We start from the raw sequence: 25,263 nt of genomic DNA on the forward strand, positions 1-25,263 counted from the left end.
CCGTCGGCCTGGTGGGCGAGTCCGGTTCCGGCAAGTCCATCATCGGCTCGGCGATCCTCGGCCCGGTGCCCGCGCCCGGCGGACGGCCGGCCTTCGACGGCACCGACATCACCCGCGGCAGACGACGAGCGGGGTGCCGGCCCGGGCGAGGTTGAGCGCCATCGGCTGCCCCATCACACCGAGCCCGGCAAAGCCGTACATCGGGGCCTCGGGGCGGCCGGCCGCTGGCGTCATCGTCGCAACTCCTGGTGGTCGTACGGAGGGTGGGACCACCGGCACTGTACGGCGCCGCCCCGGCCGGACGGATCAGGCGTCGGCGTGGAGCCGTCCGGAGGCGGCGCGGATCAGGCCGTCCAGCCAGGCCTGGTGGCCGTTGAGCATGGGGTTGGGGTGTTCCTGGGCGAGGGCGGCGGCCGGTGCGCCGATCTGCGTCTCCTGGGTGAGGACGCGTACCCGGCCGCCGGGCAGGTCCTCGACGAGCCAGGCGTGCAGCACGTCCAGCCGCTCCCGCGGCCCGCCGTCCTGCTTCGCGGTCCAGGACAGGCGGCCGGGCGTGCCCTGCGCCGGTGCCTGGTACTCGACGACGTGGGCGTCCAGGGGCGGGAAGCCGAAGGTGCCGAAGCGGAAGACCTGGTCGTCCTTCAGCTCGGGGCCGCCGCCCTGCGGGAAGGAGATGTCGGCGACGTTGTCGTAGTACGACTCCCAGGTGGAGGTGTCGGTGAGGTGGTGCCAGACCCGGGCGGCCGTCACTCCCTGGACGATCACCTCGTTGGAGACGAAGTTGTCGCCCATGCCGGGGAGGTACTTCTCGGGCCAGTTGATCGCGTTCTGCGTGGTCATGGGGGTTCCTTGGGCCGAAGGGGCAGCGGGTCTCGGGGCGCGGGTCGGAGTGCGGTGTCAGGAGGGCCTGTCGGGGAGTGCGACCGGCGACGTCCCCGACGGTAGGCGCGAGTGCCATCGGATCACCAATAGGAGCACCGATCTCTCCCATCGGGACTCCGATGTCTTCCGCGGGTACGCTGACCGGTATGGAACAACCGGCTCCCCCTGTCGACGAACCCGGGCACGCCGACCGACCGCTTCCGTCGCACGCGGACCTGAACCTGCTGCGCACCTTCCTGGCCGTCTACCGCTCCGGCTCGTTCACGGCGGCGGCCCCGCTGCTGGGGCTCTCGCAGCCGACCGTGACCGCGCAGATCCGGTCGCTGGAGCAGCAGACGGGCCGGGAGCTGTTCACGCGGCTGCCGCGCGGGGTCGAGCCCGCTCCGCTCGCCCATGAGCTGGCCGGTCAGGTCGCGGCCCCCCTGGACGCGCTCGCCGCGCTGGACGGCGGTGGCGGTCCGCTCGCCGGACAGCGTGCGCCCGTGCATCTCGCGGGTCCCTCGGAGCTGCTGTGCGTGCGGGTGCTGCCCGCCCTGGCGCCGCTGGTCGCCGAGGGGGTCCAGCTGCGGGTGGCCCAGGGCCTTCCCGAGCCGCTGCTGGAGGAGATGGGCTCGGGCCGGCACGACCTGGTGATCGCCACCCGTCGGCCGCGCGGGCGGGCGCTCCCCTCGGTGCCGCTGGCCGACGAGGAGTACGTGCTGGTCGCCGGTCCCGCATGGGCACGGCACACCGGCGACGGCGATGTGTGCACCGCCCTGCGTGACGTCCCGCTGGTCACCTACGCCGAGGACCTGCCCCTCGTACGGCGCTACTGGCGGACGGTCTTCGGCAGGCCGCTCACCGCCCGCGCGGCGGTGACCGTGCCGAACCTGTACGCGGTGCTGTCCGCGGTCAACGCCGGCGCCGGGTACAGCGTGCTGCCCCGCTCGCTCTGCCAGGAGTACCTGGACTCCGGCCGCCTGACCCTGCTGCACGCACCCGAGGAGCCCCCGCTCAACACCCTCTTCCTCGTCCAGCGGCCGGGCTCCGGCACCAACCCGGACGTGGCCCGGGTCCGGGAGCTCCTGCGGGCGGCCGCCCGCGACTGGTGAGGCGTCAGCCCCATGGCGTCGCCGATGGGGGCGCCGCGAGGCCGGTGTCCCCGTCTCCGCCATGCGCTGTCCGGGCGTCATCCACGACTTCGTGATGCTCAACGCCGTGCACGGGACCCAGGCCGCCGAGGCCGCGATCGAGCAGGCGGTCGGCGTCCTGCGTACGGCGCCGCGCGCCGGCTGACGGCCGGGCGGACGGCATGAGGGCGCGTCCGTCCGCGGGCCGTGCGCCGTTCGGCTCCGGGCCCGGCGCGCCTCGGCCGCTGCGGCGGCCGTCCGTGGAGGATCGGTGGGCGGCGGCCCCGGGACGGGCCGCCCGGCGCTGCCCCGCCGTGTGAGGAGGTCCGGCCTTGAGATCCTGCGACGACCCGCTGTTCCGGTTCCCCGGGTGCGACGAAGTCCTCGGCGCCCTCGGCGCCCTCGGCGCCCTCGGCGCCCTGTCGGTGGCGAGGTGACCCCCGGCGGTCGGCGCGGTGCGGCGCCGGGCGGCGGTCGCTACGGCGAGGCGGTGTTCCGTCCCGGGCAGGCGGGCGAGGGCGAGCGCATCGACGTCGGCGCCCTCGCCTACGACGACCTCACCCTGGCCCGGCTGCGGGCGCTCGGGGCCGGACCGGGGTGGCGTTGCCTCGACGTGGGCGCGGGCACCGGCACGGTCTCCCGGCGGCTGCTGGAGGAGGCCGGCGTGGACAGCGTGCTGGCCGTGGACCGCGACGTGCGGTTCCTCGGCGAGCGGCCCGGGCTCGAGGTGCTGGAGGCCGATGTCACCGCCCCGGGCGTCGTGCGGGGGCGGTTCCGGCTCGTCCACGCGCGGTTCGTGCTGATGCACCTGCCCGAGCACGAGCGCCTGATCTCGGCTCTGGCCGAACTGGTCGAGCCCGGCGGGGTGCTGGTGCTCGGCGACGCGGTGGACCTGACGAGCGACCGGACGCCCGACACGCCGTACACCACGGTGATGCGGGCCATGTGGCAGGGGCTGCGCGCCACCATCGGCACGGATGTCTCCTGGGTGCCGTCGTATCCGCATCTGCTGCGCGCGGCGGGGCTCGGGTCCGTCGCCGCCGAGATCCATGTGCCGCCGCTGCTGCCGGGCAGTCCCATCAGCCGGTTCTGGGCGGACACCTGGGAGCGCAGCCGTGCGGCGATGCTCGCGACCGGCCTGGTGGACGACGCGGCCGTCGACGCGGCGGTCCGGTACCTGGCCTCCGACGAGTGCGCCGCGCTGTCCGCCGGCATGCTCACCGCCTGGGGCTGGAAACCGGCGGAGGCGGAGTCCGCCGGGCACTGACCTGGTCGGCCCCGGCGCCGGCGCCGGCGCCGGCCCCCGGAACATCTGCCCCAACGGGTGCCGGGCCCGCCAGACTTGGGTCCATGGACGCAGGTCTCGCCGCCGTGCTGGGTGCCGCCGTCGGGTCGCTCGCCACCCTCGGTGCCGCGATCGTGAACGGCCGGGCCCAGGCGCGGACCCAGCACGACCAGTGGCGCCGCGGGCACCGCCGGGACGCGTACGCCGGGTACCTCGGCGCGCTCCATGACCGCGACATCGCCATGGACGCGATCCTCGACGCGCTGAGGGCCGACGAACCCGACCTGCCCGACGTGGACGAGAGGACCCGCCGCTTCGTGGCGCTGGCCCGCGAGGTCCACCGGGCCGCCGAGGTCGTCGCCCTCGAAGGACCGGCCTCCCTCACCGAGGCCACCGACCGGATCGCCCGTGCCTCCGCCGAACTCTCCCAGGTCATGCGGAGGATGGTCGGGGACGCCCACGCGGGGGACACCGACCGCAAGGACGAGGACACCGCCCTCGCCGCCGCACGCGAGCAGGCGCTCTACCGAGCGGTGCGGGACTTCCGGCTCGCGGCACGCGGCGCGATCGGCGGCACGGACTGAGGCGGCGGCGCGGGCTGGAGCGGCGGCACGGGCTGGAGCGGCGGCACGGGCTGGAGCGGCGGCACGGGCTGGAGCGGCGGCGCGGGCTGGAGCGGCGGCGCGGGCTGGAGCGGCGGCGCGGACTTGCCCCGACGCCGCCGGACGGGACCGTCGGCTCAGGGCTGTCGTGACTCGGGGCGCACCAGTCCGGTCTGGTAGGCGATGACGACGAGCTGGGCGCGGTCGCGGGCGCCCAGCTTCGTCAGGGAGCGCTGGATGTGGCTGCGTACGGTCAGCACGCTGAGGACGAGTTCCTCGGCGATCTCGTCGTTGGACCTGCCGCGGGCGGCGAGCGCGGTGACCTCCCGTTCGCGCGGGGTGAGGTCGTCGAGGCGCTCCGGGGGTGCCAGCAGGGTGTCGGGGGCCGGGCCGGAGAGGAAACGGGTGATGAGGGCGCGGGTGGCGCCCGGGGAGAGCAGGGCCTCGCCGGCGGCGACCGTGCGGATGCCGGCCAGCAGGGTGTCGGTGGTGACGTACTTGCCGAGGAAGCCGCTGGCGCCGACGCGCAGTGCCCGGGCGACGTACTCGTCGGTCTCGTACATGGTGAGGACGAGGACCCGGGTGTCGGCGAGGTCGGGGTCGGCGCAGATGGCGGCGGTGGCGGCCAGGCCGTCCGTGCCGGGCATGCGGATGTCCATCAGGACGATGTCGGGGTGGTGGGTGCGGGCCAGTTCCACGGCCTCCCGGCCGTCGGCGGCCTCGCCGACCACCTCCAGGTCCGCGCAGGAGTCGATCAGCAGCCGGAAGGTGCCGCGCAGCAGGGCCTGGTCGTCGACGAGCAGGACACGGATACTCACGGGGCGGCCTCGAGTTCTTCCGGTGCGAGGGAGTGGAGCGGCAGGGCGGTGCTCACCTCGAAGCCGCCCTGGGGGCGGGGTCCGGCGCGCAGGTCGCCGCCGACGGAGTGGGCCCGTTCCCGCATGCCCATCAGACCGTAGCCGCCGGCGGCCGCCGGAGCGGTGGCGGTGGCGGTGGCATCGTTGGTGACCGAGATGAGCAGCCGGGATTGGCCGTAGCTGAGCCGGACGTCGGCGCCCTGACCGGTGCCGTGCTTGGTGACGTTGGTGAGGGCTTCCTGGATGATCCGGTACGCCGTCAGGTCCACGCCCGGGGACAGCGGCCGGGGCTCGCCCTCCGTGGTGACGGCGACGTCCAGTCCGGCGCTCGCGTACGTCGAGACGAGGTCGGGCAGCCGGTCCAGGCCGGGCGCGGGCTCCAGGGACTCGCCGTCCTGGTCGCCGGACTGCCGGAGCACGCCCACCGTGGCCCGGAGTTCGATCAGCGCGGAGGACGTGGTGACCGTCAGTTCGTCGAGCAGTTTCAGCGCCTGCTCGGGCCGGGTGGGCACGAGGTGGCGGGCGGTGCCGGCCTGGGCGTTGGCGACGGCCATGTGGTGGGCGACGACGTCGTGCAGCTCACGGGCGATCCGCATGCGTTCCTCGGCGACCCGCAGCCGGGCCTCCTCCTCGCGATTGCGTTCGGCGTACACGGCCCTGGCCTGCACGGACTCCAGGTAGGCCGCGCGCAACCGCGCCCTGCTGCCGCCGACGATGGGCAGCAGCAGCCACAGGACGGGGCCGACCGTGCGCAGCAGCAGCATGTCGGTCGTGGGGTTGTCGAGCAGGGCGGTGATCACCACCACGGTCATGGCGGCCAGACCGAAGATCCGCGCGGTCCGCCGGTCGGTGCGGGCGGCCACCCAGTACAGGGACAGCATGAGGGGGGCCAGCAGCAGGGGGGTGGGCAGGTAGCCCTGGGCGAAGGTGGCCGCCGCGCAGGCCATGGCCACGGTGGCGGCGGCGCGCGGGCGGTCGCGTGCCTGCAGCAGCGCGAGGCAGGTGACGGCCGCGAGGGCGACGGCGGGCCACTCCTCCCGGGGTTGGTGGAAACCGGGGAAGCGGAGCAGGGCGCCGAATGTCACACAGCCGAGCAGCGCCAGTGCCGTGGCCACGTCCACGACGCGGCGGAAGCGCCCTGTCCCGCGCTCCAAGCTGGTGGTCATGTCTCTCTCCGGATGGTGGGCCTGGGTCCATGGTGGACGACGTGCGCGGTGAAACGGCCCTGCGGGCCGCCCGTGACCTGCGCCACGGGCGGCCCACAGAGACTGGAGGGAGCGGTCAGACGCCCGCCTCGACCGGCTCGCCGGCGGTCGGATCCTGGTCGCCGGACGCCGTGGCGGCCGGACCCCGGGTGAGTGCCTCGCCCTCGATGTCCACCCGGGGCAGCAGCCGGTCCAGCCACTTCGGCAGCCACCAGGCCCGGTCGCCGAGCAGGGCGAGGACCGCGGGCACGATCGCCATCCGCACCACGAAGGCGTCCAGGAGTACGGCGGTGGCCATGCCGAACCCGATCATCTTGATCATGGAGTCGTTCTCGCCGACGAACCCGGCGAACACCGCGATCATGATGAGGGCGGCGGCCACCACGACCCGGGCGCTGTGTCGGAACCCGGACACCACGGCCTCCTTCGCCGACTCGCCGTGCACATAGGACTCCCGCATCCGGGAGACGAGGAAGACCTCGTAGTCCATGGCCAGACCGAAGATGATGCCCACCAGGAAGATCGGCATCAGGCTCATGATCGGCCCGGTCTGCTCCACCCCGAACAGTCCGGCGCCGTGGCCCTGCTGGAAGACCAGGACGACCGCGCCGAGGGCGGCGAGGACCGAGAGCAGGAAGCCGAGGGCCGCCTTGAGGGGGACGAGCAGGGACCGGAAGACCACCAGCAGCAGGACGACGGCGAGACCGACGACGGTGACGAGGTAGGGCACGAGGGCCGACTGGACCTTGCCCGAGATGTCGATGTTCAGCGCGGTGTTGCCGGTGACCTCGAAGGACGCGTCGGCCGCCGACTCGATGGCCGGGCGTTCGCCGCGGATCGTCTTGACGAGCGTCTTGGTCTTCTCGTCGGTGGGGCTGGTGGACGGGGTGGCGGTGAACACCGCCGTGTCGCCCGCCTTGTTGAAGCGCGGCTGCGACACCGAGACGACCCCGTCCGTGGCGGCGATCCGCTCGCGGACCGTGCTCACCCCGCCCTTGGCGTCGTCGGTGCCCCTGGCGTCCACCACGATGGTCAGCGGGCCGTTGAACCCGGGGCCGAAGCCCTTGGCGAGGTCGTCGTAGGCGCGCCGCTCGGTGGTGGAGGTGGACTTGGCCTCGTCTCCCGGCATGCCGAGCTGGAGCTGGGTCATCGGGACGGCGAGGGCACCGAGGCCCACGACGCCGAGCAGCAGCACGGGGACCGGGCGGCGCAGTACGAAGCGGGCCCAGCGGGTGCCGCGGTTGTCGCCCTGGGGCGTCCCGGCCTTCCTGGCGCGGAACAGCCGGCGCCGGCCGCCCTCGCCTCGGCGCGCGGCGCCCGCCAGTACGGCGTTCGGCCAGAATCCGAGCAGGGCCGGGACGACGGTCAGGGCGATGACGACGGCGACGATCACCGCACCGGCGGCGGTCAGGCCCATCTTGGTCAGCATCGGGATGCCGACGACGGACAGGCCGGCCAGGGCGATGACCACGGTGAGGCCCGCGAAGACCACCGCCGAGCCGGCCGTGCCGACCGCGAGGCCCGCCGCCTCCTCCGGAGCCCGGCCCTTGGCGCGTTCCTCCCGGTAGCGGGAGACGACGAACAGCGCGTAGTCGATGCCGACGGCGAGGCCCAGCATCATCGCCAGGGTGCCGGTGCTGGTGGACAGGCCCAGGGCGTCGGCCAGCACGGTGATGGTGAACATGCTGAGACCGACGCCGAGGATCGCCGTCAGCAGCGGCAGTCCGGCGGCGGCCAGCGATCCGAAGGTGACCAGCAGGACGACGGCCGCGATCGCGATGCCGATGATCTCGGCGGTGCCGCCGGGTCCGCCGCCGCTGTCCATGGCGGAGCCGCCGGTCTCGACCGTGAGGCCCGCGTCGCGTGCCTGGCCGACGGCGTTCTCCAGCGCCGTCCGGCTGGCGTCCGTGACGGCGGAGGACTTCACCTTGTAGGTGACGGTCGCGTAGGCCGTGGTGCCGTCCGCGCTGACCGCCTTCGCGGTGAAGGGGTCCGCGACGCCGGCCACCTGGGTGCCGTCGCCCAGGGCGTCCACCGTCTCCTCGACGGCCTTCTTGTTCGCGGTGGCGGTGACCTTCTGCCCGTGCGGGGCGACGAACACGACCCGGGCGGTGGCGCCGTCGGCCGCCGCGCCGGGGAAGCGCTCCTGCATCAGGTCGAACGCCTTCTGGGACTCGATGCCCGGCGCCGAGAACTCCTCGTCGGCGGCGCCCGGCGCCTGCAGCGCGCCCAGTCCTACGGCGGCCAGGACGGCCACCCACAGCAGGGCGACGTACCCGCGCCGCCGGAAGGCCAGTCGGCCCAGTCGATACAGAAAAGTAGCCACGTCAGAGAACTCCGCATCCGATCTCGCTTGGTCACCCAGGCTGTCCTGGCGAGGACCCCCTCGTCGTCGTGCCGCTGCTGGCACTGCCCCCTACTGAATCCGGAGGACGGCCTACTGAAACCGCAGTACGCGTCCGGCCCTCGGCGTCATGCGCCGGTACGACTGCGGGTGCGCCTCAGTCCGTCGCCGTGACCGCGCGGAGCACGGCGTCGGCCATGCCGCGCTCGCCGCGCTCGTTGGGGTGGGCGGGGGCCGCGGGGGCCGCAGGGAGGAGCGGCTCGATCCAGCGCACGGCGGCGTCCGCGCAGGCGTCCCGGCCCGCGGAGGGCGTGTAGGTGTCGACGTATCCGGCCCCGGCCGCCCGCGCCCGCTGCCGGAGCACGGCGTTCAGCCGGTGCTCCGTCTCGCGCAGGAAGCCCACGTCGCCCGGCGCCAGCCCGAGCGCGGCGCAGTCGGTTCCCTCGGCGGGCAGGATCGCCGGATAGCCGACCACGTAGACCCGGGCCTCGGGCGCGCGGCGCCTGATGTCGTCCAGCACGCCGGACAGCCGCCCACCCACCGTGCTGATCCGCCCTTCGATCTCGTCGGTGCCGTCCGACACGTACCGGCCGCGGCACGGCGCCCGGTCGGCGGCCCCGCTCGCGATCCGCTCCTCCAGCTGGTACTTCACGCCGTCCTTGACGCAGGTCGTGAGCAGCGAGGCGAAGCCGATGTCGTTGCCTCCGATGCCGAGGGTGACCAGCCGTGTCGAGGCGGTCAGGGCGGACAGCTGGGCGGGGTTGACGCCGTCGTCCGTGGACTGCGCCGCGGACAGGTCGGCCGTGACGGCCCCGCTGCAGCTGACGTCCCGGAACTCGGCGGACCGCAGGCCGAGTCCGGCGGCGACCAGCGCGGGGTAGTTCCGGTCGGAGCGCTCGCAGCCCGCGGGCCGCCCGTGCCGGCCGGGGATGCCCGGGCCCGCGGTGTAGGAGTCGCCGAGCGCCACGTACGGCCCCTTCGGCACCGTATCCGCCGACGCGGTTCCGCCACCGTCCCGGCCGACGGTCACGGCCGCCGCGAGTGCGACGCACGAGGCGACGGCCGCCAGTGCGAACCCGGTACGCGTCCTCATCCGAGCCTCCTGCTTCCTGTTGGGGATCCGACCGGCTCAGGCTCTCCGGGCGGGACGCGTCCCGTCGTCGTCCGGCTGTGGGCAAAACGACGGCCTCCTCGCGCAGTACGCGCCGCCGCGCCGGCGTACCGCGGATTCAGCAGGGGCTACCGCGTCCGCAGTAGTGCGGGAACGCCCCGGGGGCGGCGAACGGCCCCGGCTTTCCCACCAACTCCCTGCGATCGATGCGGTCCGGACTCTTGACGCCACCCTCATGACTGCGTAGACATGACTGCGTAGACATGACAGCGCAGTCAGCCAGGCCGCGCATGACATGATGGGCCCCGATCAAGCGGTCCGGAGATCAAGCGTCAAGCGGTCACAGGAGATGCCATGGCACCAGGGACGGGACGCGGCAAGAGCACCGCCGCGCCGCGCAGTGTCGACGTGGCCCGGCTGGCCGGTGTCTCGCAGAAGACCGTGTCCCGGGTCTTCAACGACGAGCCGTACGTCTCCGAGGACGTCCGCCGTCGCGTGCTCGACGCCGCCGAACAGCTCGGCTACCGGCGCAACAACGCCGCCCGGGCACTGGCCTCCGGACGCACCCGCTCGATCGGCGTGGTGACCCTGGGCACGGCCCTGTACGGACCCGCCTCGCTGCTCATGGGCGTCGAGCGGGTCGTCCGGGACACCGGCTACGCGCTGCGCGTGGTCAACACGGTGGAGGGCGACCCGGCGGGCCTCTCCGGCGCCGTGGACTCGCTCCTCGACCAGGGCGTGGACGGCATCGTGATCTCGGAACCCATAGACGAGCAGGGCGATGCGTCCCTCCGTGTCGACGTGCCGGTCCTCGTCATGGGCGCACCGCCGCCGGTCACCGCGCCGACCGTGCTGACCGCAGGGGACGGCGCGGACCTGATGGCCCGCACCGCCACCGAACACCTCCTCGACCTCGGCCATGTGACGGTCCATCACCTCGCCGGACCGCAGCGCTGGTACGCCGCCCGGGACCGTCTGGAGGGCTGGCGGGCCGCCCTGACCGCGGAGGGCAGGGAGGTGCCCCCGGTCGCCGGGGGCGACTGGTCGGCCGCCTCCGGGTACGCGGCGGGGCGTGAACTCGCCGCCGACGACCGGGTGACCGCGGTCTTCTGCGCCAACGACGACATGGCGATCGGCCTGATCCGCGCACTGGCCGAGGCCGGCCGGCGGGTGCCGGAGGACGTCAGCGTGGTCGGTTTCGACGACATCCCGGTCGCGGCTTATGTGACTCCCCCGCTCACCACGGTGCGCCAGCCCTTCGACGCCGTGGCGCAGGAGGGCCTCAAACGCCTGGTGCACGCCATCGAGAACCCGGTGGCCGATCCACTGGCGTCGAGCGGTCCGCCGGTCGACCTCGTCGTCCGCGCCTCGACCGCGCCCCCGCCGGGCCGGAGGACGCCGGCCCGTGGCCGGCGCGGCCCGGCATCGGGCCCCTCATCCGGTCCGTCGTCCGGTCCGGCATCCGGTCCGTCGTCCCTGAACGGAGGTACCACCACAGACAACTGACCCACCGTCCGGCCCGCATCACCCCACCTCACGCGATCCCGGCACGAGCCGCCCCACCGTCACCGACGCCGCACTGATCGCGCGCCTTTCCTCGCCTCCCTGAGCGCGCCCGGCATCGCACCGGCGCCCAGGCCCGCGCGCCGCGCGCCGCTCCTGCGGCACGGTTCCGCGCCTTCCCTCCCCCCTCCTCACCCTCGCACGCCCTCGCCAGGCGTGCCGTCCCTTCGCCATCGGCGGGAGTTCACCATGCCCGGATTCACCTCCACGTCCAGCACCACCCCCATGAGCCGCAGACTGTTCCTCGCGACGACCGGCGCCGTATCGCTCGGCGCCGCCCTCACCGCTTGCGGCGGCGGTGACAGCGGCGGTTCCTCCGCCTCGGCCAAGCCCGTGAGCCAGGCCGACATCGACAAGGCCATGAAGACCCCGACCGAGCTGACGTTCTGGACCTGGGTCCCGAACATCGCCAAGGAGGTCGCGCTCTTCGAGAAGAAGTACCCGGCCGTCAAGGTCAAGATCGTCAACGCCGGTCAGGGAACACCCCAGTACACCAAGCTGCGTACGGCGCTGAAGGCCGGCAGCGGCGCACCGGACATGGTCCAGATCGAGTACCAGGCCATCCCGACCTTCACCATCACCAACAGCCTGCTCGACCTGCGGCCGTACGGCGCCTCGGCGCTCAAGTCCACCTTCGTGGACTGGACTTGGGGCCAGATCAGCGGCGGGAACGGCGAGATCTGGGCGATACCGCAGGACACCGGCCCGATGGGCATGCTGTACCGGCACGACATCTTCGAGAAGCACGGCATCGAAGTGCCGGGCACCTGGGACGAGTTCGCCGCCGCCGCGCGCAAGCTGCACAAGGCGGACCCGGACGTCTATCTGACCAACCTCGCCGCCAACCAGGTCGCCGCGTGGCACGGGCTGCTCTGGCAGGCGGGCGCGAAGCCCTATGTCACCTCGGGCAGGAGCGACATCACCATCAGCGTGGACGACGCCGTTTCACAGAAGCTCGGCGCGTACTGGGGCGGGCTCGCGAAGGAAGGGGTCATCGGCGTCGAGCCGGACTTCACCGACTCCTGGTACGCGGCCCTCAACAAGGGCAAGTACGCCACCTGGATCACCGCCGCCTGGGGGCCGGTGTTCCTGTCCGGCTCCGCCAAGGCCACGGCCGGCAAGTGGCGGGCGGCCCCGCTGCCGCAGTGGGACGCGGCGAAGCCCAGCTCGGGCAACTGGGGCGGCTCCACCACCGCGGTCGTCCGCTCCACCAAGAACCCGATCGCGGCGGCCGTGTTCGCGCAGTTCCTCAACAGCGACCCGGACAGCGCGAGGATGTTCGCCACCGAGCAGTTCTTCTTCCCCGCCACCAAGGCCCTGCTCACGGACACGTCGTTCACCGGGGACGCCCCGTCCTTCTACGGCGGCCAGAAGGTCAACCAGGTCTTCGCCGACATCAGCTCCACGGTCAACTCGTCTTTCCAGTGGCCCCCGTTCCTGGACCAGGCGGCCACCGACTGGACCGAGACCGTCGGCAAGTCGCTCGCGGACCACACCGACACGGTCCGCGCGCTCGGCAGCTGGCAGTCGCGGCTGACGACGTACGCGAAGAGCCAGGGCTTCACGGTCAAGGGGAGTTGAGATGACCGGCACCCGCCGCCACCGGGCCGCCGGACCGCTCTTCGTCGCCCCGTTCCTGACGCTGTTCCTGCTGCTCTTCCTCGCCCCGCTCGGCTACGCCGCCTATCTCAGCCTGTTCCAGAGCCGTCTGATCGGCGGGACGGTGTTCGTCGGCCTCGACAACTACACGCAGGCGCTGGGCGATCCCCAACTCCTGCACGGTGTGGGCCGGGTGGCGCTGTTCTTCGTGATCCAGGTGCCGGTGATGCTGCTGCTGGCCCTGCTGTTCGCCCTCGCGCTGGACAGCGGGCTGCTGCGGCTGGCACGGGTGATCCGGCTGGGCATCTTCGTGCCGTACGCCGTACCGAGCGTGGTCGCCGCGCTCATGTGGGGCTATCTGTACGGGCCGGACTTCGGCCCGTTCGCCCAGCTGAGCCGGAAACTGGACCTGCCGGCCCCGCACTTCCTCAGCGACGGCTGGATGCTGGGCAGCCTGGCGAACATCGTGACCTGGGAGTTCGTCGGCTACAACATGATCATCCTGTACGCCGCCCTGCGCACGATCCCGCAGGAGCTGTACGAGGCGGCCGCGGTGGACGGCGCCGGGGCCTGGCGCGTCGCCTGGTCGGTAAAGCTGCCCGCGCTGCGGCCGGCGCTCCTGCTCACCCTCCTCTTCTCGGTGATCGGCAGCTTCCAGCTCTTCAACGAACCCAACCTGCTGATGAAGATCGCCCCGGACGTCATCAGCAGCTCCTACACCGCCAACCTGTACGCCTACTCCCTCGCGTTCACCGGCCAGCAGGTCAACTACGCGGCCACGGTGTCCTTCCTCCTCGGCCTCGTCATCGTGATCGCCTCCTACGGCGTGCTGCTCACGGCGAACCGTGCCGGTCGCGAGAGCCTCAGGAGGGCCGCATGACGACCCATCGCAGCACCCCGCTGACCATCGCCATGCTGGCGGCGCTCGCGTACTTCCTGCTCCCCCTGTGCTGGCTGCTGATCGCCTCGACCAAGAGCACCCAGGACCTCTTCAACAGCTTCGGCCTGTGGTTCTCGCACACCCCGCGACTCCTGGCCAACATCAGGGCGACCCTCACCCAGGACGACGGTGTCTTCGTGCACTGGCTGCTCAACACGGTCCTGTACGCCGTCGTCAGCGCGGTCGGCGCCGCGCTGCTCGCGGCGGCCGGCGGCTACGGATTCGCGAAGTTCCGTTTCCGGGGCGACCGGTTCACCTTCAACCTGGTCCTCGGTGCCGTCATGGTCCCGACCACCGCGCTGGCCATCCCGACCTATCTGCTGTTCGCCAAGGCGGGCCTGGTCAACACCCCCTGGGCGGTGATCCTGCCGTCCCTCGTCAACCCGTTCGGCCTCTATCTGATGCGGATCTACGCGGCCGACGCCGTCCCGGACAGCATCCTGGAGGCCGCGCGCATCGACGGGGCCGGCGAGGCCCGCATCTTCTTCCGGATCGCCCTGCGGCTGCTGGGCCCCGGTCTGGTGACGGTCCTGCTGTTCACGCTCGTGGCGACCTGGAACAACTACTTCCTGCCACTGATCATGCTCAACGACCCGAACCTGTACCCGGTGACGGTGGGCCTGGCCTCCTGGGCCGCGCAGGCCCAGAACGGCGGGGCCGGTGCCAGCAGCGACATGCTGGCGCTGGTCGTGACCGGTTCCCTGCTCTCGATCGTCCCGCTCGTCGCCGCCTTCCTGCTGCTCCAGCGGTACTGGCAGAGCGGCCTGGCGGCCGGCGGCGTCAAGCAATAACTCCCCCGACTCCCCCGCTGTCACTGTCTTTCGGAGGTTTCCTTCATGGCGGCTCTGCCTGCCCGTGTCCTGTTCGGTGCCGCGTACTACCACGAGTACCAGCCGTACGAGCGTCCCGCCGAACGCCTCAAGACCGACCTCGACCTGATGGCCGACGCCCATGTCACCGTCATCCGGGTCGGCGAGTCGGTCTGGTCGACCTGGGAGCCGGAGAACGGCCGCTTCGACCTGGACTGGCTGCAACCGGTGCTCGACGGCGCCCACGAGCGCGGGATCGCCGTCGTCCTGGGCACCCCGACGTACGCCGTCCCGCCGTGGCTCGCCCGCCAGTACCCGGAGATCGCGGGCGAGCGGCGCACCGGTGAGCGGATCGGCTGGGGTGCCCGGCAGGAGGTCGACTTCACGCACCCCGCCTTCCGGTTCCACGCCGAGCGGGTCGTCCGCCGGATCGTCGCCCGGTACGCCGGCCACCCGGCGGTCATCGGCTTCCAGGTCGACAATGAGCCCGGCAACGAACTCCTGCACAACCGGGGCGTGTTCGAGCGGTTCGTCGATCATCTCCGGGAGAAGTACGGGGACGTCGAGACCCTCAACCGCGAGTGGGGCCTGGTGTACTGGTCCCACCGGCTGTCCACCTGGGCCGACCTGTGGACCCCGGACGGCAACGCGCAGCCCCAGTACGACATCGCCTGGCGGGAGTTCCAGGCCCGTCAGGTCACCGAGTTCATCGGCTGGCAGGCGGACATCGTCCGCGAGTACGCCCGCCCCGAGCAGTTCGTCACCACCTGCATCTCCTACACCCGCCCCGCGGTGGAGGACGACGAGCTGACCGACCGCCTGGACATCGCCGCGGGCAACCCGTACTACGACATGCAGGACGGTCTGCTGCTCCCCGACCCCACCCCCGAGACCCACGAGCAGCAGTGGAAGACCCGCGGGGTGTGGGCCCTGTACCGCACCGCCGACTGGATGTTCTCCTCTCGGCAGGCACCGTTCCTGGTCACCGAGACCGACGCCGGCTCGATCGGCTTCCCCTGGGACAACCGGCCCGCCTACGACGGCCAGTGGCGCCAGGCGGCCTGGGCGCTGGTCGGGCGCGGGGCCCGGATGATCGAGTACTGGCACTGGCACACGCTGCACTTCGGCGCGGAGACCTACTGGGGCGGCATCCTGCCGCACACCGGCCGGCCCGGCCGGGTCTACGCCGAACTCTCCCGGCTCGGCGCCGAGTTCGAGACGGCGGGCGGGCTCGTCGCCGGTCTGGAGCCGGACGCGGATCTCACGATGGTGTACTCGACGCCCAGCAAGTGGCTGATGCAGAAGTACCCGCCGCTGGCCACACCCGACGGCGATCCGGACCCGGCCGCCTACCACCGCATCTTCGACGCCTTCCACCGGGGCGCCTTCGACGCCGGCCGCCAGGTGCGCATCGTCCACGCCCGTCAACTGGACGACGGCGAGACGCCGGAGGAGACGGTGCGCCGGCACCCGGTCCTGGTCGTGCCCGCGCTGTACCTCGCCGACGACGCCACCCTCGACCGGCTCGCGGCCTACGCCCGCGCGGGCGGCCACCTGGTCCTCGGCCCGCGCACCGGCTACGCCGACCAGGAGGGCCGCGCCCGCACCGAACCGGCCCCCGGCCGCCTCACGGACGCGGCGGGCGTGTCGTACGACGAGTTCAGCAATCTGGGGCAGGACCTGCCGGTACGGTCCGTGCCCGGCGGCCCGCTCCGCCTCCCGGAAGGCGCCATGGCCACCCGCTGGGCGGACGGCCTGACCGTCGCCGACGCCGAGGTGCTCGTCACGTACGACCACCCTCACTTCGGCCGGTGGCCCGCGGTCACCACCCGCCCCCACGGCGCGGGCCGGGTGACATACGTCGGCACGGTGCCCGGCCGCGACCTCGCCCGGCCCCTGGCCGAGTGGCTGGCCCCGGCCGCCCGCCACGGCTGGCGGGACCTCCCGGAGACGGTGACCGCGACGACCGGCACCGCACCCGACGGCCGCCGCGTGCACATCGTCCACAACTGGAGCTGGGAGCCCGCGAGCGTCTCCGCCCCGACGCCCCTCACCGACGTCCTCGACGGCACGCCGCTCGCCGCGGGCACGGCGGTGGACCTCGGTCCGTGGGACGTCCGCGTCCTCGTCACCGCCGACATCGGCTGACCGACCGGCTTCCCGGCAGAGAGGGGGGAGTCCAGCCGAGTGTGGCCCTGCGGTGCCTGCTCGGCGCCGGTCTCGGGCGTGGGTGACGGCATCTGCGCAGAAGCGACACACAGGCTGCACACTGCCCGGCCAAAGGCTCGCTACCGTTCTGGCCGTTCGATACCACGTACGAACGAGATCAGGCCACGGCTCATGAGGCCGCTGGCGCAGTCGAGTCAGGAAGACCGCGGATGGACTACTGCTCCTCGTGCCGTCGGCACCTCAACGGCGCCCTGGCGTGCCCCGGATGCGGCGCCTACGCCCCGGACATCGCACCGCGTGGTACCGGTGCGACGGTCTGGCGGACCCCGGCCGACAGCGCCTGGCAGGACCCGGAGCCGGACCCGTACGACCCGTACGCCCGGGAGAGCGTCGAAGAGACCGCCGAGGACCCGTACGTCGGTCCGGACGCCGCCCCGCCCGCGCCGGTCGGCCGGGCGGCGCGGCGGCGGCAGCGGGCCCGCTGGAAGAAGAACCAGCGGCGGGCCGTGGTGGCCACCGCGGTCGCCCTGGTCGGCGGCGGTCTGACCGTCGCCTCCCTCGACCGGCACACCGCGGACCGGGCCCAGGCGGCCGCGGCTCCGGACAACCAGCCCATGGGAGTCACGGGCGGGCAGGCCACGGATCCCACGGACACCGCGTCGACACCGACCGGCCGGCACCGGGCCCCGGAGGGCACGCCGTCCGCCCGGGCGACCACGGCGAACGCACCGCACGAGCAGACCGCGGGCGTCCCCCACGCCACGCCGACGCCCCGTCGGGCCACCGTCGCCTCGGCGCGGCCCACGGCGACGTCCTCCGCCGCGCCGCAGTCCGTCGCCACGGCGTCCGGCTCCGGCACCACCGCCACGCAGTCGGAACCGACGGCCACGCCCACCGCTACCGCCACCGGCAGCACGCAGACACCGGCGGCGAGTCCCTCACCGGCCGCGACCTCGCCCTCGCAGCTCTGCCTGCTGGTCATCTGCCTCGGCTGACGCCACCCCCGGTGCCGCTCACCCCCGCCTCACCCCTCGACCCGGTCCACCAGTCCCCAGGCCAGGGCGCGTTCGGCGGGGACGGCCCGGCCGTCGAGGACCAGGTAGAGGGTGCGCCAGCGGCCGATCCGGCGCGGGATGCCGACCGTGCCGCCGGCGCCGGGGATCAGGCCCATGGCCAGTTCGGGCAGCCGGACGGTGGTGCCGGGGGCGGCCACGACCCGGGCGGCGAAGGACGGGAGTTCGATGCCCGCGCCGACGCAGGTCCCGTGGATCCGTGCGGTGAGCCGGTCGCCGAGGGCGTGCAGGCGGGCCGCCGCCCCGGCCCGGGTGCGGATCAGGTGCGCGGTCGCGAGATCCGTGGCGGTGCCGAACTCGTCGAGGTCGCCGCCGGAGCTGAAGCAGGGGCCGTTGCCGTCCAGGACCACCTCGCGCACGGTGTCGTCCCAGAGGGCGATGTCGAGGGCCGCGACCAGGGCGTCCCGTAGTTCCGCGCCGTGCGCGTTGCGCCGCTCGGGCCGGTCGAGCGTGATCCGCAGGAGGTCGCCCTCGCGGCGCGCCGTCACGGGGTCGTGCGTCGCGGGCGGCGGCCCGGGCCGTGGCCCACGGGCCGCGAGCCATCCGGCGAACCCGGCACCGCCGAGCAGTGTCGAGTACGCCAGCGACTCCAGGTCGAGGGCCTGCTCCACCGGCAACTGGCCGGTCATGGCGAGCACTTGGCGCAGCACCAGGGCGGCCTGCGGTTGTTCCGCCGCCCGCGCGCGCAGGAACTCCGCTTCTGCGGCCGGGTCCGTGACCGCGACCGTGGCCGGGTGCCCGGCGGTGTCCGCGGTGTGGAGGTGGTCCCGGGGAGCGCGTACCAGGGTCAGGTCCAGCACGCTCAACAGGTCGTCGGGGCAGGCGGGTTCCGCTCGGCCGGTGCGTCCGACGAGCAACCGGTCGCTGTCCCGGGCCCGGCGGACGGCCCGTTCCAGGTCGGCGGCAGTGGGTGCGGTCGCCGGGTCCAGGTCGACGACCGTCAGCGGCCGGGACGGCTCGGCGCGCGCGTCCAGCAGGTCGGCGTCCGCCGCCCCGGCCGCGAGTTCGGTGAGAGAGATCGCTGTGGTCGCAGGCACCTCTCTGATCTACCATCCCCGCATGGCCGACGGGGCAACTGGTGGTACGACCGGGTCCGACGCGACACGGTCCGCGCGTCCCTGGCCGGATGCCCACACCAGCCCCGCTCTCGTGGCGGAGGACTGGGCCCGCAGCGGTGTCCCCCTCCTGACCGGTCACGCCGACGGGCCTCCGCTGCTGCCTCCCGGCGCGGCGGCCACCTTCGCCTCCTGGCTCTCCGATCGCGTCGCCGCCGCCGGTGGAGCGCGGCTCGACGGGGCCCGGCTGCTGGCCGAACGGGCCGCGCTCGGCGGGCGCGGACGGCGCGGACGGCTGTCCGTGGGCGGCAGTTGCCGACTACTGCCCACCCGGGACGGCTGGGCCGCCGTGTCCGACGCGCGTCCGGACGACCCCCTGCTGTGGAGCGCGCTGATCGGCCGGGACCTGGATGCCGGGGCACTGCCGGGCCGGCTGGCCGACTGGCTCGCCGCGCACGACGGCGCCGACCTGGACGAACGGGTGGCACTCCTCGGTCTCGCGGGCGGTGCGGTGCGGCCCCGGTCCCGGCCCGACCGCGCCTGCCCGCTGCCCGGCGCGCCGCGCGCCGGGGCGGGGCTGCTGGTGGTGGACTTCAGCGCGCTGTGGGCGGGCCCGCTGTGCGCGCATCTGCTGGGTACGGCGGGGGCCAGGGTGGTCAAGGTGGAGACACCGTCCCGCCCGGACGGAGCCCGCTTCGGCGATCCCGCCTTCTACGACCTGCTGCACGCGGGGCATGCCTCGGTCGCCCTCGACCCGGCGGACGCCCGTGGCCGTACCGCCCTGCACGAGTTGGTCGGCCGGGCGGACGTGGTCGTCGAGGCCTCCCGGCCCCGCGCTCTGGCGGGGTTCGGGCTGGACGCCGAGGCGGAGGCGGCCCGCGGCTGCACCTGGATCTCGATCACGGCGTACGGGCGGGCCTCGGGCCGGGTCGGCTTCGGCGACGACGTGGCCGCCGCCCGCGGACTCCTCGGCACGGATGCGGACGGGCTGCCCGTGTTCGCCGGTGACGCCGTGGCCGACCCGCTCACCGGTCTGCTCGCCGCCGCGCTCGCCCTGTCCGAACAGCCGGGAGGCGGCGGCGCGGTGCGGGAGGTGTCGATGGCGGACGTGGTGACCGCCTGTCTGTCCGGGTCGGGCGCGGGTGAGGCGCGGGTGGTCGGGCACGGCGACGGCTGGCTGGTGGACACCGGAGGCACGGCGTATCCGCTGTCCGCGCCGCGTCCGCGCCGTCCGGCCGCCGCCGCTCCGGCGAGCGGCGCCGACACCGCCGACGTGCTGCGCGAGCTGGGGATCCGGGTCCCGTGAGCGGGCTGCTGATCCGGGACGCGGAGGTCGACGGGCGGCGCTGCTCCGTGCGGGTCCGGGGCGGCCGGGTCGAGGAACTCGGCGCGGGGACGGTACGGGCTCCCGGAGAGGAGGAGATCGACGCGGCGGGCGGTGCCCTGCTGCCCGGGCTGACCGACCATCACCTGCACCTCTTCGCGGTGGCTGCGGCGGTCTCGTCCGTACGGTGCGGTCCCCCGGACGTCCGCGACCGCCCGGCGGTGCGGGCCGCGTTGCACCGGGCCGTTCCGGACCGGCACGGCTGGGTCCGGGGCATCGGCTACGACGAACGGGTCGCCGGGTCGTTGGACGCCACCGGACTCGACGCACTGCGGGCTGACGTCCCGGTTCGGATGCAGCACCGAAGTGGTGCGCTGTGGGTTCTCAACTCCCTTGCCGGCGAACGGGCCGGACTGGCACACGGACGCCATCCCGGAATCGAGCGCGACGACACCGGACGGCCGACGGGGCGGTTGTGGCGGGCCGACGACTGGCTGCGCGAACGGCTGCCCGAGGCTCCCACGCCGTCCCTGGCGGAGGTGGGCCGCCGGCTCGCCGGTTACGGCATCACGGCCGTCACCGACGCCACTCCGCGCCTGACCCCCGACTCCGTCGGCAGGCTCGCCGAGGAGGTGCGCAGCGGGCGCCTGCCCCAACGGCTGCTGCTGCTCGGGGCGCCGCTCGGCACTCCGCCGACGGCCCGCCCGGAGCCCGGCCCCTGGAAGATCGTCCTCGCGGACTCGGGGCTGCCGGACTTCAGTGGGCTGGTCGAGGAGATAGGTGCCGCGCACCGGCGGGGCCGTCCCGTCGCCGTGCACACGGTCACGGCCGTCTCCCTCGCCCTGCTCCTCGCCGCGCTGGCAGAGGCCAGGGTGCTGCCCGGTGACCGGGTCGAGCACGCGGCCGTGGTTCCGGCGGAGGCCGTGCCCGTCGTACGACGCCTCGGGCTGAGCGTGGTCACCCAGCCCGGCTTCCTCGCCGACCGCGGCGACGACTTCCTCGATGCCACCCCGCCCCACGAGCACGCCGACCTGTACCGCTGTGCCTCGTTCCTGCGCGCCGGTGTCCCGGTGGCGCTGTCCAGCGACGCCCCCTACGGGCCGCTCGACCCGTGGTCCGTGGTCCGGGCGGCCACCACGCGCCGGGTCCCCGGCGGGCGGACCGCGAACCCCGCCGAACGCCTCACCACGGCCGAGGCGTTGGCGGCGTACCTGGCACCGCCCCACTCCCCCGGCGCGCGTCCGCTACGGCTCGCGCCGGGCGTGGCGGCCGATCTCGTCCTGCTGGCCGTGCCGCTGGCCGAGGCCCTGTCGGATCCGTCGGCCGACCTGGTGCGGCTGACCGTCATCGGGGGGCGGGTCCGCTATCGCCGGTCCTGAACCGGCCGGCGGCCGTTGTCCGTTGCCTGTTGTCCGTTCATGCGGGCGAGGGCGGCACCGGCGGCCGTCAGGACGATGTCCGGTTCGGCGCCGGCGGCCCGGGTGACGTCGGTGAGCAGGCGGACGTCCTTGCGGAGCAGCGGTCCGGCGTGGCCGGCGAACCGGTCCAGGGTGCCGCCGGCCGCCGCGACCCGGTCGAGCGCGAAGCCGGCCGCGCTGCCGTGGGCGAGGACCCGGGCGAGGGCGGCCGGGTCGATGGCGAGGTCCCGGCCGAGGGCGAGGGTGTCGGCGGCGGTGCCCAGGTTGGCGGTGAAGAGCACGTTGTTGAGGAGTTTCGCCAGCTGGCCGGTGCCCAGCGGGCCCATGTGGACGACCGGGTCGGCGTAGGTCGCGAACACCGGACGGCAGTAGGCGACCGTGCCGGGTTCGCCGCCCACCATCAGCACCAGCCGTCCCTCGGCGGCCGCCGGGCCGCCGCCGCTGACCGGGGCGTCGATCAGTGTGACGCCGTGGGTGCGGGCGCGGTCGGCGAGGCGGCGGCAGGTGTCGGGGTGGACGGTGCTGTGCACGGCGACCACCCCGCCCCTGCGCAGTCCGGCGAGGACGCCGTGCTCGCCGGTGAGGATCTCCTCGACGTCGGCGTCGTCGACGACGCAGACGCAGACCAGGTCGCTGGCCGCGGCCAGGTCGGCCGGGGAGGCGGCGCGCTGGGCCGCGGTGTCCGCGAAGGGCAGGAGGGTGGCGGGGCGGCGGGCCCAGAGAGTCGTCTCGTGTCCGGCGTCGACGATCCGGCGGGCCATCGGGGCGCCCTGGCTGCCCAGTCCTATGAATCCGACGCGCATCAGCCGGCCTCCTGCTCAACGGGTTCGGGGGCGGGCGCCGGTTCCGGCGCGGGCCGGGGGCGCCAGAAGGTGGCGAGGAGTCCGGCGGTGGCGACCACGGCCACGCCGAGGGCGATGCCCGCGCCCGTCCAGCCGTCCCGGTCGAGGCCGGCCGCGTCGTCCAGGGAGGCGCTGCCGGGGCCCAGCGCGGCCAGTGCCAGGGCGACGACGGCGAGGGTGAGGACGTACTCGTAGCCCTCTTTGAAGACGAAGAAGCCGTTGGGCCGGTGTGCGAGCAGCCCCGCCACCAGCATCACCGAGATGACGGCCGCGCAGGCGAGGGGGGTGAGGAGGCCTGCGAGCAGGAGGAGCCCGGCGCCGGTCTCGGTGGCCACGCTGAGCCAGGCCTGGAGGGTGCCGTGGGTGAGGCCCAGGCCGGTGAACCAGCGGGCGGTGCCCGCGATCCGGCCGCCGCCGCGCCAGTGGTTGAGGCCGTGCGCGATCATGACGACGCCCAGGACCAGGCGCAGCAGCAGTGCGACGGCATCGGTGTGGTTCATCCCGCTCTCCCTTGTCGTGGGGGTGCGGCGAGGCCCGCCTCCCGGGTCACCGCGCATTCCTCGGCGAACGACAGCACTCTCAGGTGGTAGGCCCGGGCCGAGTGACCGAGGCTCAGATTGTGCCCGGCGTCGGGCTGTTCGTCGACGCGTACGCGGGGTGCTGAAGTGAAGAGGCTGCCGATGTCGGCGAGAGCGGCGGAGCCGGAGCTCCACACCTCCTCGTGGTCGCCGAGAGTGAAGTGCACGGGGATGCGCACGCGTGCGGCCAGTTCGGGGAACTCGTGGCGCCAGCCGCGGGCGGCGGACTCGTACGCGGGCGAGGCGGCCGCGATGCCGGCGCCGCCGACGACGTCCGGCGGGTACAGCCGGCCCGTGCCCCAGAGTGCTTCCCGCAGCCGGGCGCGGGCGCGGCGCAGGTGCTCGTCGCCCTGTTCGAGGAAGCCGACCGAGCGGGGGTGGTGGTGGCGTCCGGTGCCCGCGATCTCCAGGCCGAGCAGGTGTCGTCCGCGTTCGTCGGCGGCCATCCGCACCGCGAGTTCGCTGCCCGCGGAGTGGGCCGCGAGGAACACGCCCGCGCCGGCCGGGCGGGAGGCGAGCAGGTGGTCGAGCGCGGTGTGGGCGAGGTCGACGCGGCGGGCCGGGTCGGTGAGCCGGTGGGCGTGCGGCAGGGAGGCGCCGTAGCCGGGCCGGTCGAGGGCGACCACGGTGAAGCCGAGGGCGGCGCCGGTGCGCAGGAGGGAGAGCCTCGGGTGGCCCGGGCAGTCGAAGTAGGCCGAGTCGGTGCCGCCGCCGTGCAGGGCGAGGACGACGGCCCGGGGCCGCGGAACCCAACTTGCCCGGTAGGACAGGGAGATGCCGTCGATATCCATGGCGCCTTGCACCACGTCCGGGTGGGTGTCGGTCACGTGTCCGTCCTGAGCAGCAGGACCCCGCTGGGCGTCAGCCCGCCGGAGCTGACCACCGCGACCCGGGCGCCGGGGACTTGGCGTGCGCCGCCGTCGCCGCGCAGTTGGACGATCGCCTCGTGGACGAGGCCCAGGCCGTGGGTGCGGCCGTGGGAGAGCTGGCCGCCGTGGGTGTTGAGGGGCAGGACGCCGTCCCGGGCGATGTTCTTGCCGCCGTCCAGGAAGTCCTTGGCCTCGCCGATGCCGCAGAACCCCAACGCCTCTATCCAGGAGAGGCAGTTGAAGGTGAAGCCGTCGTACAGCTCGGCCACGTCGACGTCGGCGGGGCGCAGGTCGGTGCGGGTCCACAGGTGGGCGGACTGGCCGAGGGTCTGGGGTTCGTGGGTGAGCGTGCTCTGGTCCCACTCCAGGCGTTCGGTGATCTGGGTGCCGACGGCCTCGACGCGGACGGGCGGTCTGGCGAGGTCGGGTGCGGTGTCGACGGCGGAGACGACGACGGCCACGGCTCCGTCGCAGGGGACGTCGCAGTCGTAGAGGCCGAAGGGGGTGGTGATGGGGCGGGCCTGGAGGTAGTCGTCCATCGTCATCGGGTCGCGGTAGATGGCGGTGGGGTTGAGGGCGGCGTTGGCGCGCTGGTTGAGGGCGATCCAGCCGAGGGTCTCCCGGGTGGTGCCGTAACGGTGCATGTGGCGTTGGGCGTTCTGGGCGAGGGTGTGCGCGGCGGAGGTGGCGCCGAAGGGCCTGAGCCAGCCGGGGTCGGCGCCGCCGGGCTGCGGGATCCGGCCCTGTCTGAGGAGTTGGGCGTAGCTGGCCTCCCAGAGGGTACGGAAGCAGAGCACGTGCCGGGCCAGGCCGCCGGCGATCGCGAGCATCGCGGAGATCAGGGAGCCGCCGGGGCCGAAGGTCTCGCCGCCGCCGTGGTGCCAGGTGGGGCGGATGCCGAGGGCGGACTCCAGAGCGGTGACGCCGCCTTCGGCGAAGCCGCCGTAGGGTCCGGCGCCGGGGTAGGTGGCGAGGCCGTCGATGTCGTCGAGGGTGAGGCCCGCGTCGGCGATCGCGGCCTGGCAGGCCTGGACGGTGAGGGAGAGCGGGGGGACCATCAGCCGGCGGCCGAGCGGGGAGGCGCCGATGCCGGTGAGGGCGACCTTGTCCTCGAACTTGTCCGGGGACCGCATGGGTCGTATGTGACATACCACCGATCCCGGATCGGTCTCGTCCGTGGGCAGCGGCCCGGGTTCCCCCTGCTCTGCGGCCGGGCGGAAGAGCGGCAGCCACACGTCGTCCCCGGCCTGCTCGAAGACGGCCTCCATGCGCATGCCGAGGGCGAGTTCGGCGGGGTCGCACTCGACGGCGTTGGTGGTGAGCCGGATCCGGGGGTCCTCTTCGAGCGCGACCTGGGCGACGACGTACGGCGACGGCAGGCCGGGGAGGGTGAAGCGGTGGCTGACGGTGAAGCCGATGAGGGTGGCGCGGCCGGAGACGGTCCGGACGCCCATCTCCTGTGCGTGGCAGTACCGGCAGACGGGCTGGGGCGGGTGGATCAGGGCGGTGCAGGAGGCGCACTCCTGGATCCGCAGCCGGCCGTCCGCCCCCGAGGTCCAGAAGAACGCGTTCTGGTCGGTGAGGTGGGGAAGCGGGCGTCCCGAGGGTGCGGTCACTGGGTGGCTCCCC

The 25,263-nt window shown here is 73.8% G+C and carries 22 protein-coding genes and 2 pseudogenes; 13 read left to right on the forward strand and 11 right to left on the reverse strand.

The annotated features are described in order from the left end of the window. Positions 1 to 11 precede the first annotated feature (11 nt). Positions 12 to 155, forward strand: coding sequence for a hypothetical protein (locus ACIPSJ_RS47850; protein ID WP_401356052.1), 144 nt, complete (start codon positions 12 to 14; stop codon positions 153 to 155). Here the strand turns inward: ACIPSJ_RS47850 and ACIPSJ_RS47855 are convergent. Both ACIPSJ_RS47855 and ACIPSJ_RS47860 read right to left on the reverse strand, forming a co-directional pair. Next, positions 121 to 201: pseudogene (locus ACIPSJ_RS47855) on the reverse strand (NAD(P)-binding domain-containing protein); the annotation flags it as partial. The gene ACIPSJ_RS47850 and the pseudogene ACIPSJ_RS47855 sit on opposite strands and share 35 nt — an antisense overlap. Before the next feature lie 105 nt (positions 202 to 306). Further along, entirely contained in the window at positions 307 to 840 is a 534-nt protein-coding gene (locus ACIPSJ_RS47860) for an SRPBCC family protein (RefSeq protein ID WP_401355961.1), read from the reverse strand. Between the two features lie 188 nt (positions 841 to 1,028). On the opposite strand from ACIPSJ_RS47860, the gene ACIPSJ_RS47865 reads away from it, so the two are divergent. The 4 genes and pseudogenes from ACIPSJ_RS47865 (at position 1,029) to ACIPSJ_RS47880 (ending at position 3,860) form a co-directional block, all read left to right on the forward strand. Next, the gene (locus ACIPSJ_RS47865) at positions 1,029 to 1,973 is read left to right on the forward strand and encodes a LysR family transcriptional regulator (RefSeq protein ID WP_401355963.1); all 945 of its coding nucleotides are present in this window, start codon (positions 1,029 to 1,031) and stop codon (positions 1,971 to 1,973) included. 34 nt (positions 1,974 to 2,007) lie between these two features. After that, positions 2,008 to 2,157: pseudogene (locus ACIPSJ_RS47870) on the forward strand (esterase); the annotation flags it as partial. 267 nt (positions 2,158 to 2,424) lie between these two features. Then, the gene (locus tag ACIPSJ_RS47875; protein ID WP_401355965.1) at positions 2,425 to 3,258 is read left to right on the forward strand and encodes a class I SAM-dependent methyltransferase; all 834 of its coding nucleotides are present in this window, start codon (positions 2,425 to 2,427) and stop codon (positions 3,256 to 3,258) included. 83 nt (positions 3,259 to 3,341) lie between these two features. Then, positions 3,342 to 3,860 (forward strand): proline dehydrogenase, encoded by a 519-nt coding sequence (locus ACIPSJ_RS47880; RefSeq protein WP_401355967.1) that lies wholly within the window; start codon positions 3,342 to 3,344, stop codon positions 3,858 to 3,860. A gap of 155 nt (positions 3,861 to 4,015) precedes the next feature. On the opposite strand, the gene ACIPSJ_RS47885 is transcribed toward ACIPSJ_RS47880, so the two are convergent. From ACIPSJ_RS47885 to ACIPSJ_RS47900, 4 genes are all read right to left on the reverse strand, one after another. After that, positions 4,016 to 4,696 carry a response regulator gene (locus ACIPSJ_RS47885; RefSeq protein ID WP_401355970.1) on the reverse strand — a complete coding sequence of 227 codons (681 nt, stop codon included), beginning with the start codon at positions 4,694 to 4,696 and terminating at the stop codon, positions 4,016 to 4,018. Continuing rightward, the gene (locus ACIPSJ_RS47890; protein ID WP_401355972.1) at positions 4,693 to 5,901 is read right to left on the reverse strand and encodes a sensor histidine kinase; all 1,209 of its coding nucleotides are present in this window, start codon (positions 5,899 to 5,901) and stop codon (positions 4,693 to 4,695) included. Before ACIPSJ_RS47890 ends, ACIPSJ_RS47885 begins: the two co-directional genes overlap by 4 nt. 115 nt (positions 5,902 to 6,016) lie before the next feature. Next, positions 6,017 to 8,266 (reverse strand): MMPL family transporter, encoded by a 2,250-nt coding sequence (locus tag ACIPSJ_RS47895; protein ID WP_401355974.1) that lies wholly within the window; start codon positions 8,264 to 8,266, stop codon positions 6,017 to 6,019. A 175-nt stretch (positions 8,267 to 8,441) separates the two neighbouring features. Continuing rightward, the gene (locus ACIPSJ_RS47900; protein WP_359213531.1) at positions 8,442 to 9,377 is read right to left on the reverse strand and encodes an SGNH/GDSL hydrolase family protein; all 936 of its coding nucleotides are present in this window, start codon (positions 9,375 to 9,377) and stop codon (positions 8,442 to 8,444) included. 372 nt (positions 9,378 to 9,749) lie between these two features. Here ACIPSJ_RS47900 and ACIPSJ_RS47905 point away from each other — a divergent pair, with 372 nt between their 5' ends. From ACIPSJ_RS47905 to ACIPSJ_RS47930, 6 genes are all read left to right on the forward strand, one after another. After that, on the forward strand, positions 9,750 to 10,901 hold the full coding sequence (locus ACIPSJ_RS47905; RefSeq protein WP_401355976.1) for a LacI family DNA-binding transcriptional regulator: 1,152 nt from the start codon (positions 9,750 to 9,752) through the stop codon (positions 10,899 to 10,901). Between the two features lie 246 nt (positions 10,902 to 11,147). Beyond that, a complete protein-coding gene (locus ACIPSJ_RS47910) occupies positions 11,148 to 12,539 on the forward strand; it encodes an ABC transporter substrate-binding protein (protein ID WP_401355978.1) in 1,392 nt (463 codons plus the stop codon). A 1-nt stretch (position 12,540) separates the two neighbouring features. Further along, positions 12,541 to 13,437 (forward strand): carbohydrate ABC transporter permease, encoded by an 897-nt coding sequence (locus tag ACIPSJ_RS47915; RefSeq protein ID WP_401355980.1) that lies wholly within the window; start codon positions 12,541 to 12,543, stop codon positions 13,435 to 13,437. Next, on the forward strand, positions 13,434 to 14,288 hold the full coding sequence (locus tag ACIPSJ_RS47920; protein WP_401355983.1) for a carbohydrate ABC transporter permease: 855 nt from the start codon (positions 13,434 to 13,436) through the stop codon (positions 14,286 to 14,288). Before ACIPSJ_RS47915 ends, ACIPSJ_RS47920 begins: the two co-directional genes overlap by 4 nt. Before the next feature lie 45 nt (positions 14,289 to 14,333). Then, the gene (locus ACIPSJ_RS47925; RefSeq protein ID WP_401355985.1) at positions 14,334 to 16,454 is read left to right on the forward strand and encodes a beta-galactosidase; all 2,121 of its coding nucleotides are present in this window, start codon (positions 14,334 to 14,336) and stop codon (positions 16,452 to 16,454) included. A gap of 230 nt (positions 16,455 to 16,684) precedes the next feature. Further along, positions 16,685 to 17,470, forward strand: a complete 786-nt coding sequence (locus tag ACIPSJ_RS47930) for a hypothetical protein (RefSeq protein ID WP_359213547.1) — start codon at positions 16,685 to 16,687, stop codon at positions 17,468 to 17,470. A gap of 29 nt (positions 17,471 to 17,499) precedes the next feature. Here the strand turns inward: ACIPSJ_RS47930 and ACIPSJ_RS47935 are convergent, their stop codons facing one another. Beyond that, positions 17,500 to 18,585, reverse strand: coding sequence for an enoyl-CoA hydratase/isomerase family protein (locus ACIPSJ_RS47935; RefSeq protein WP_401355988.1), 1,086 nt, complete (start codon positions 18,583 to 18,585; stop codon positions 17,500 to 17,502). Positions 18,586 to 18,607: 22 nt separating this feature from the next. On the opposite strand from ACIPSJ_RS47935, the gene ACIPSJ_RS47940 reads away from it, so the two are divergent. Next, entirely contained in the window at positions 18,608 to 19,909 is a 1,302-nt protein-coding gene (locus ACIPSJ_RS47940; RefSeq protein ID WP_401355990.1) for a CoA transferase, read from the forward strand. After that, positions 19,906 to 21,306 (forward strand): amidohydrolase family protein, encoded by a 1,401-nt coding sequence (locus ACIPSJ_RS47945; RefSeq protein WP_401355992.1) that lies wholly within the window; start codon positions 19,906 to 19,908, stop codon positions 21,304 to 21,306. Before ACIPSJ_RS47940 ends, ACIPSJ_RS47945 begins: the two co-directional genes overlap by 4 nt. Here ACIPSJ_RS47945 and ACIPSJ_RS47950 read toward each other — a convergent pair. From ACIPSJ_RS47950 to ACIPSJ_RS47965, 4 genes are read right to left on the reverse strand one after another with little or no spacing between them, the layout of a single operon-like run. Next, the gene (locus tag ACIPSJ_RS47950; protein WP_401355994.1) at positions 21,291 to 22,148 is read right to left on the reverse strand and encodes an NAD(P)-dependent oxidoreductase; all 858 of its coding nucleotides are present in this window, start codon (positions 22,146 to 22,148) and stop codon (positions 21,291 to 21,293) included. The two genes, ACIPSJ_RS47945 and ACIPSJ_RS47950, sit on opposite strands and share 16 nt — an antisense overlap. Further along, entirely contained in the window at positions 22,148 to 22,687 is a 540-nt protein-coding gene (locus ACIPSJ_RS47955; RefSeq protein WP_359213560.1) for a DoxX family protein, read from the reverse strand. Before ACIPSJ_RS47955 ends, ACIPSJ_RS47950 begins: the two co-directional genes overlap by 1 nt. Further along, a complete protein-coding gene (locus ACIPSJ_RS47960) occupies positions 22,684 to 23,592 on the reverse strand; it encodes an alpha/beta hydrolase (RefSeq protein ID WP_401355997.1) in 909 nt (302 codons plus the stop codon). The genes ACIPSJ_RS47955 and ACIPSJ_RS47960 overlap by 4 nt, the downstream gene beginning before the upstream one ends. Next, the gene (locus tag ACIPSJ_RS47965) at positions 23,589 to 25,250 is read right to left on the reverse strand and encodes a thiolase C-terminal domain-containing protein (protein WP_359213566.1); all 1,662 of its coding nucleotides are present in this window, start codon (positions 25,248 to 25,250) and stop codon (positions 23,589 to 23,591) included. Before ACIPSJ_RS47965 ends, ACIPSJ_RS47960 begins: the two co-directional genes overlap by 4 nt. Between the last annotated feature and the right edge of the window lie 13 nt (positions 25,251 to 25,263).

This window comes from Streptomyces sp. NPDC090088, from assembly GCF_044747345.1.
Lineage (GTDB): Bacteria > Actinomycetota > Actinomycetes > Streptomycetales > Streptomycetaceae > Streptomyces.

Excerpts from the sequence above, each read along its gene's own strand:
- ACIPSJ_RS47925 (WP_401355985.1), top strand. The coding sequence starts at position 14,334 with ATGGCGGCTCTGCCTGCCCGTGTCCTGTTCGGTGCCGCGTACTACCAC.
- ACIPSJ_RS47940 (WP_401355990.1), top strand. The coding sequence starts at position 18,608 with ATGGCCGACGGGGCAACTGGTGGTACGACCGGGTCCGACGCGACACGG.
- ACIPSJ_RS47905 (WP_401355976.1), top strand. The coding sequence starts at position 9,750 with ATGGCACCAGGGACGGGACGCGGCAAGAGCACCGCCGCGCCGCGCAGT.
- ACIPSJ_RS47915 (WP_401355980.1), top strand. The coding sequence starts at position 12,541 with ATGACCGGCACCCGCCGCCACCGGGCCGCCGGACCGCTCTTCGTCGCC.
- ACIPSJ_RS47955 (WP_359213560.1), bottom strand. The coding sequence starts at position 22,687 with ATGAACCACACCGATGCCGTCGCACTGCTGCTGCGCCTGGTCCTGGGC.
- ACIPSJ_RS47950 (WP_401355994.1), bottom strand. The coding sequence starts at position 22,148 with ATGCGCGTCGGATTCATAGGACTGGGCAGCCAGGGCGCCCCGATGGCC.
- ACIPSJ_RS47930 (WP_359213547.1), top strand. The coding sequence starts at position 16,685 with ATGGACTACTGCTCCTCGTGCCGTCGGCACCTCAACGGCGCCCTGGCG.
- ACIPSJ_RS47880 (WP_401355967.1), top strand. The coding sequence starts at position 3,342 with ATGGACGCAGGTCTCGCCGCCGTGCTGGGTGCCGCCGTCGGGTCGCTC.
- ACIPSJ_RS47865 (WP_401355963.1), top strand. The coding sequence starts at position 1,029 with ATGGAACAACCGGCTCCCCCTGTCGACGAACCCGGGCACGCCGACCGA.
- ACIPSJ_RS47860 (WP_401355961.1), bottom strand. The coding sequence starts at position 840 with ATGACCACGCAGAACGCGATCAACTGGCCCGAGAAGTACCTCCCCGGC.
- ACIPSJ_RS47890 (WP_401355972.1), bottom strand. The coding sequence starts at position 5,901 with ATGACCACCAGCTTGGAGCGCGGGACAGGGCGCTTCCGCCGCGTCGTG.
- ACIPSJ_RS47920 (WP_401355983.1), top strand. The coding sequence starts at position 13,434 with ATGACGACCCATCGCAGCACCCCGCTGACCATCGCCATGCTGGCGGCG.
- ACIPSJ_RS47910 (WP_401355978.1), top strand. The coding sequence starts at position 11,148 with ATGCCCGGATTCACCTCCACGTCCAGCACCACCCCCATGAGCCGCAGA.
- ACIPSJ_RS47900 (WP_359213531.1), bottom strand. The coding sequence starts at position 9,377 with ATGAGGACGCGTACCGGGTTCGCACTGGCGGCCGTCGCCTCGTGCGTC.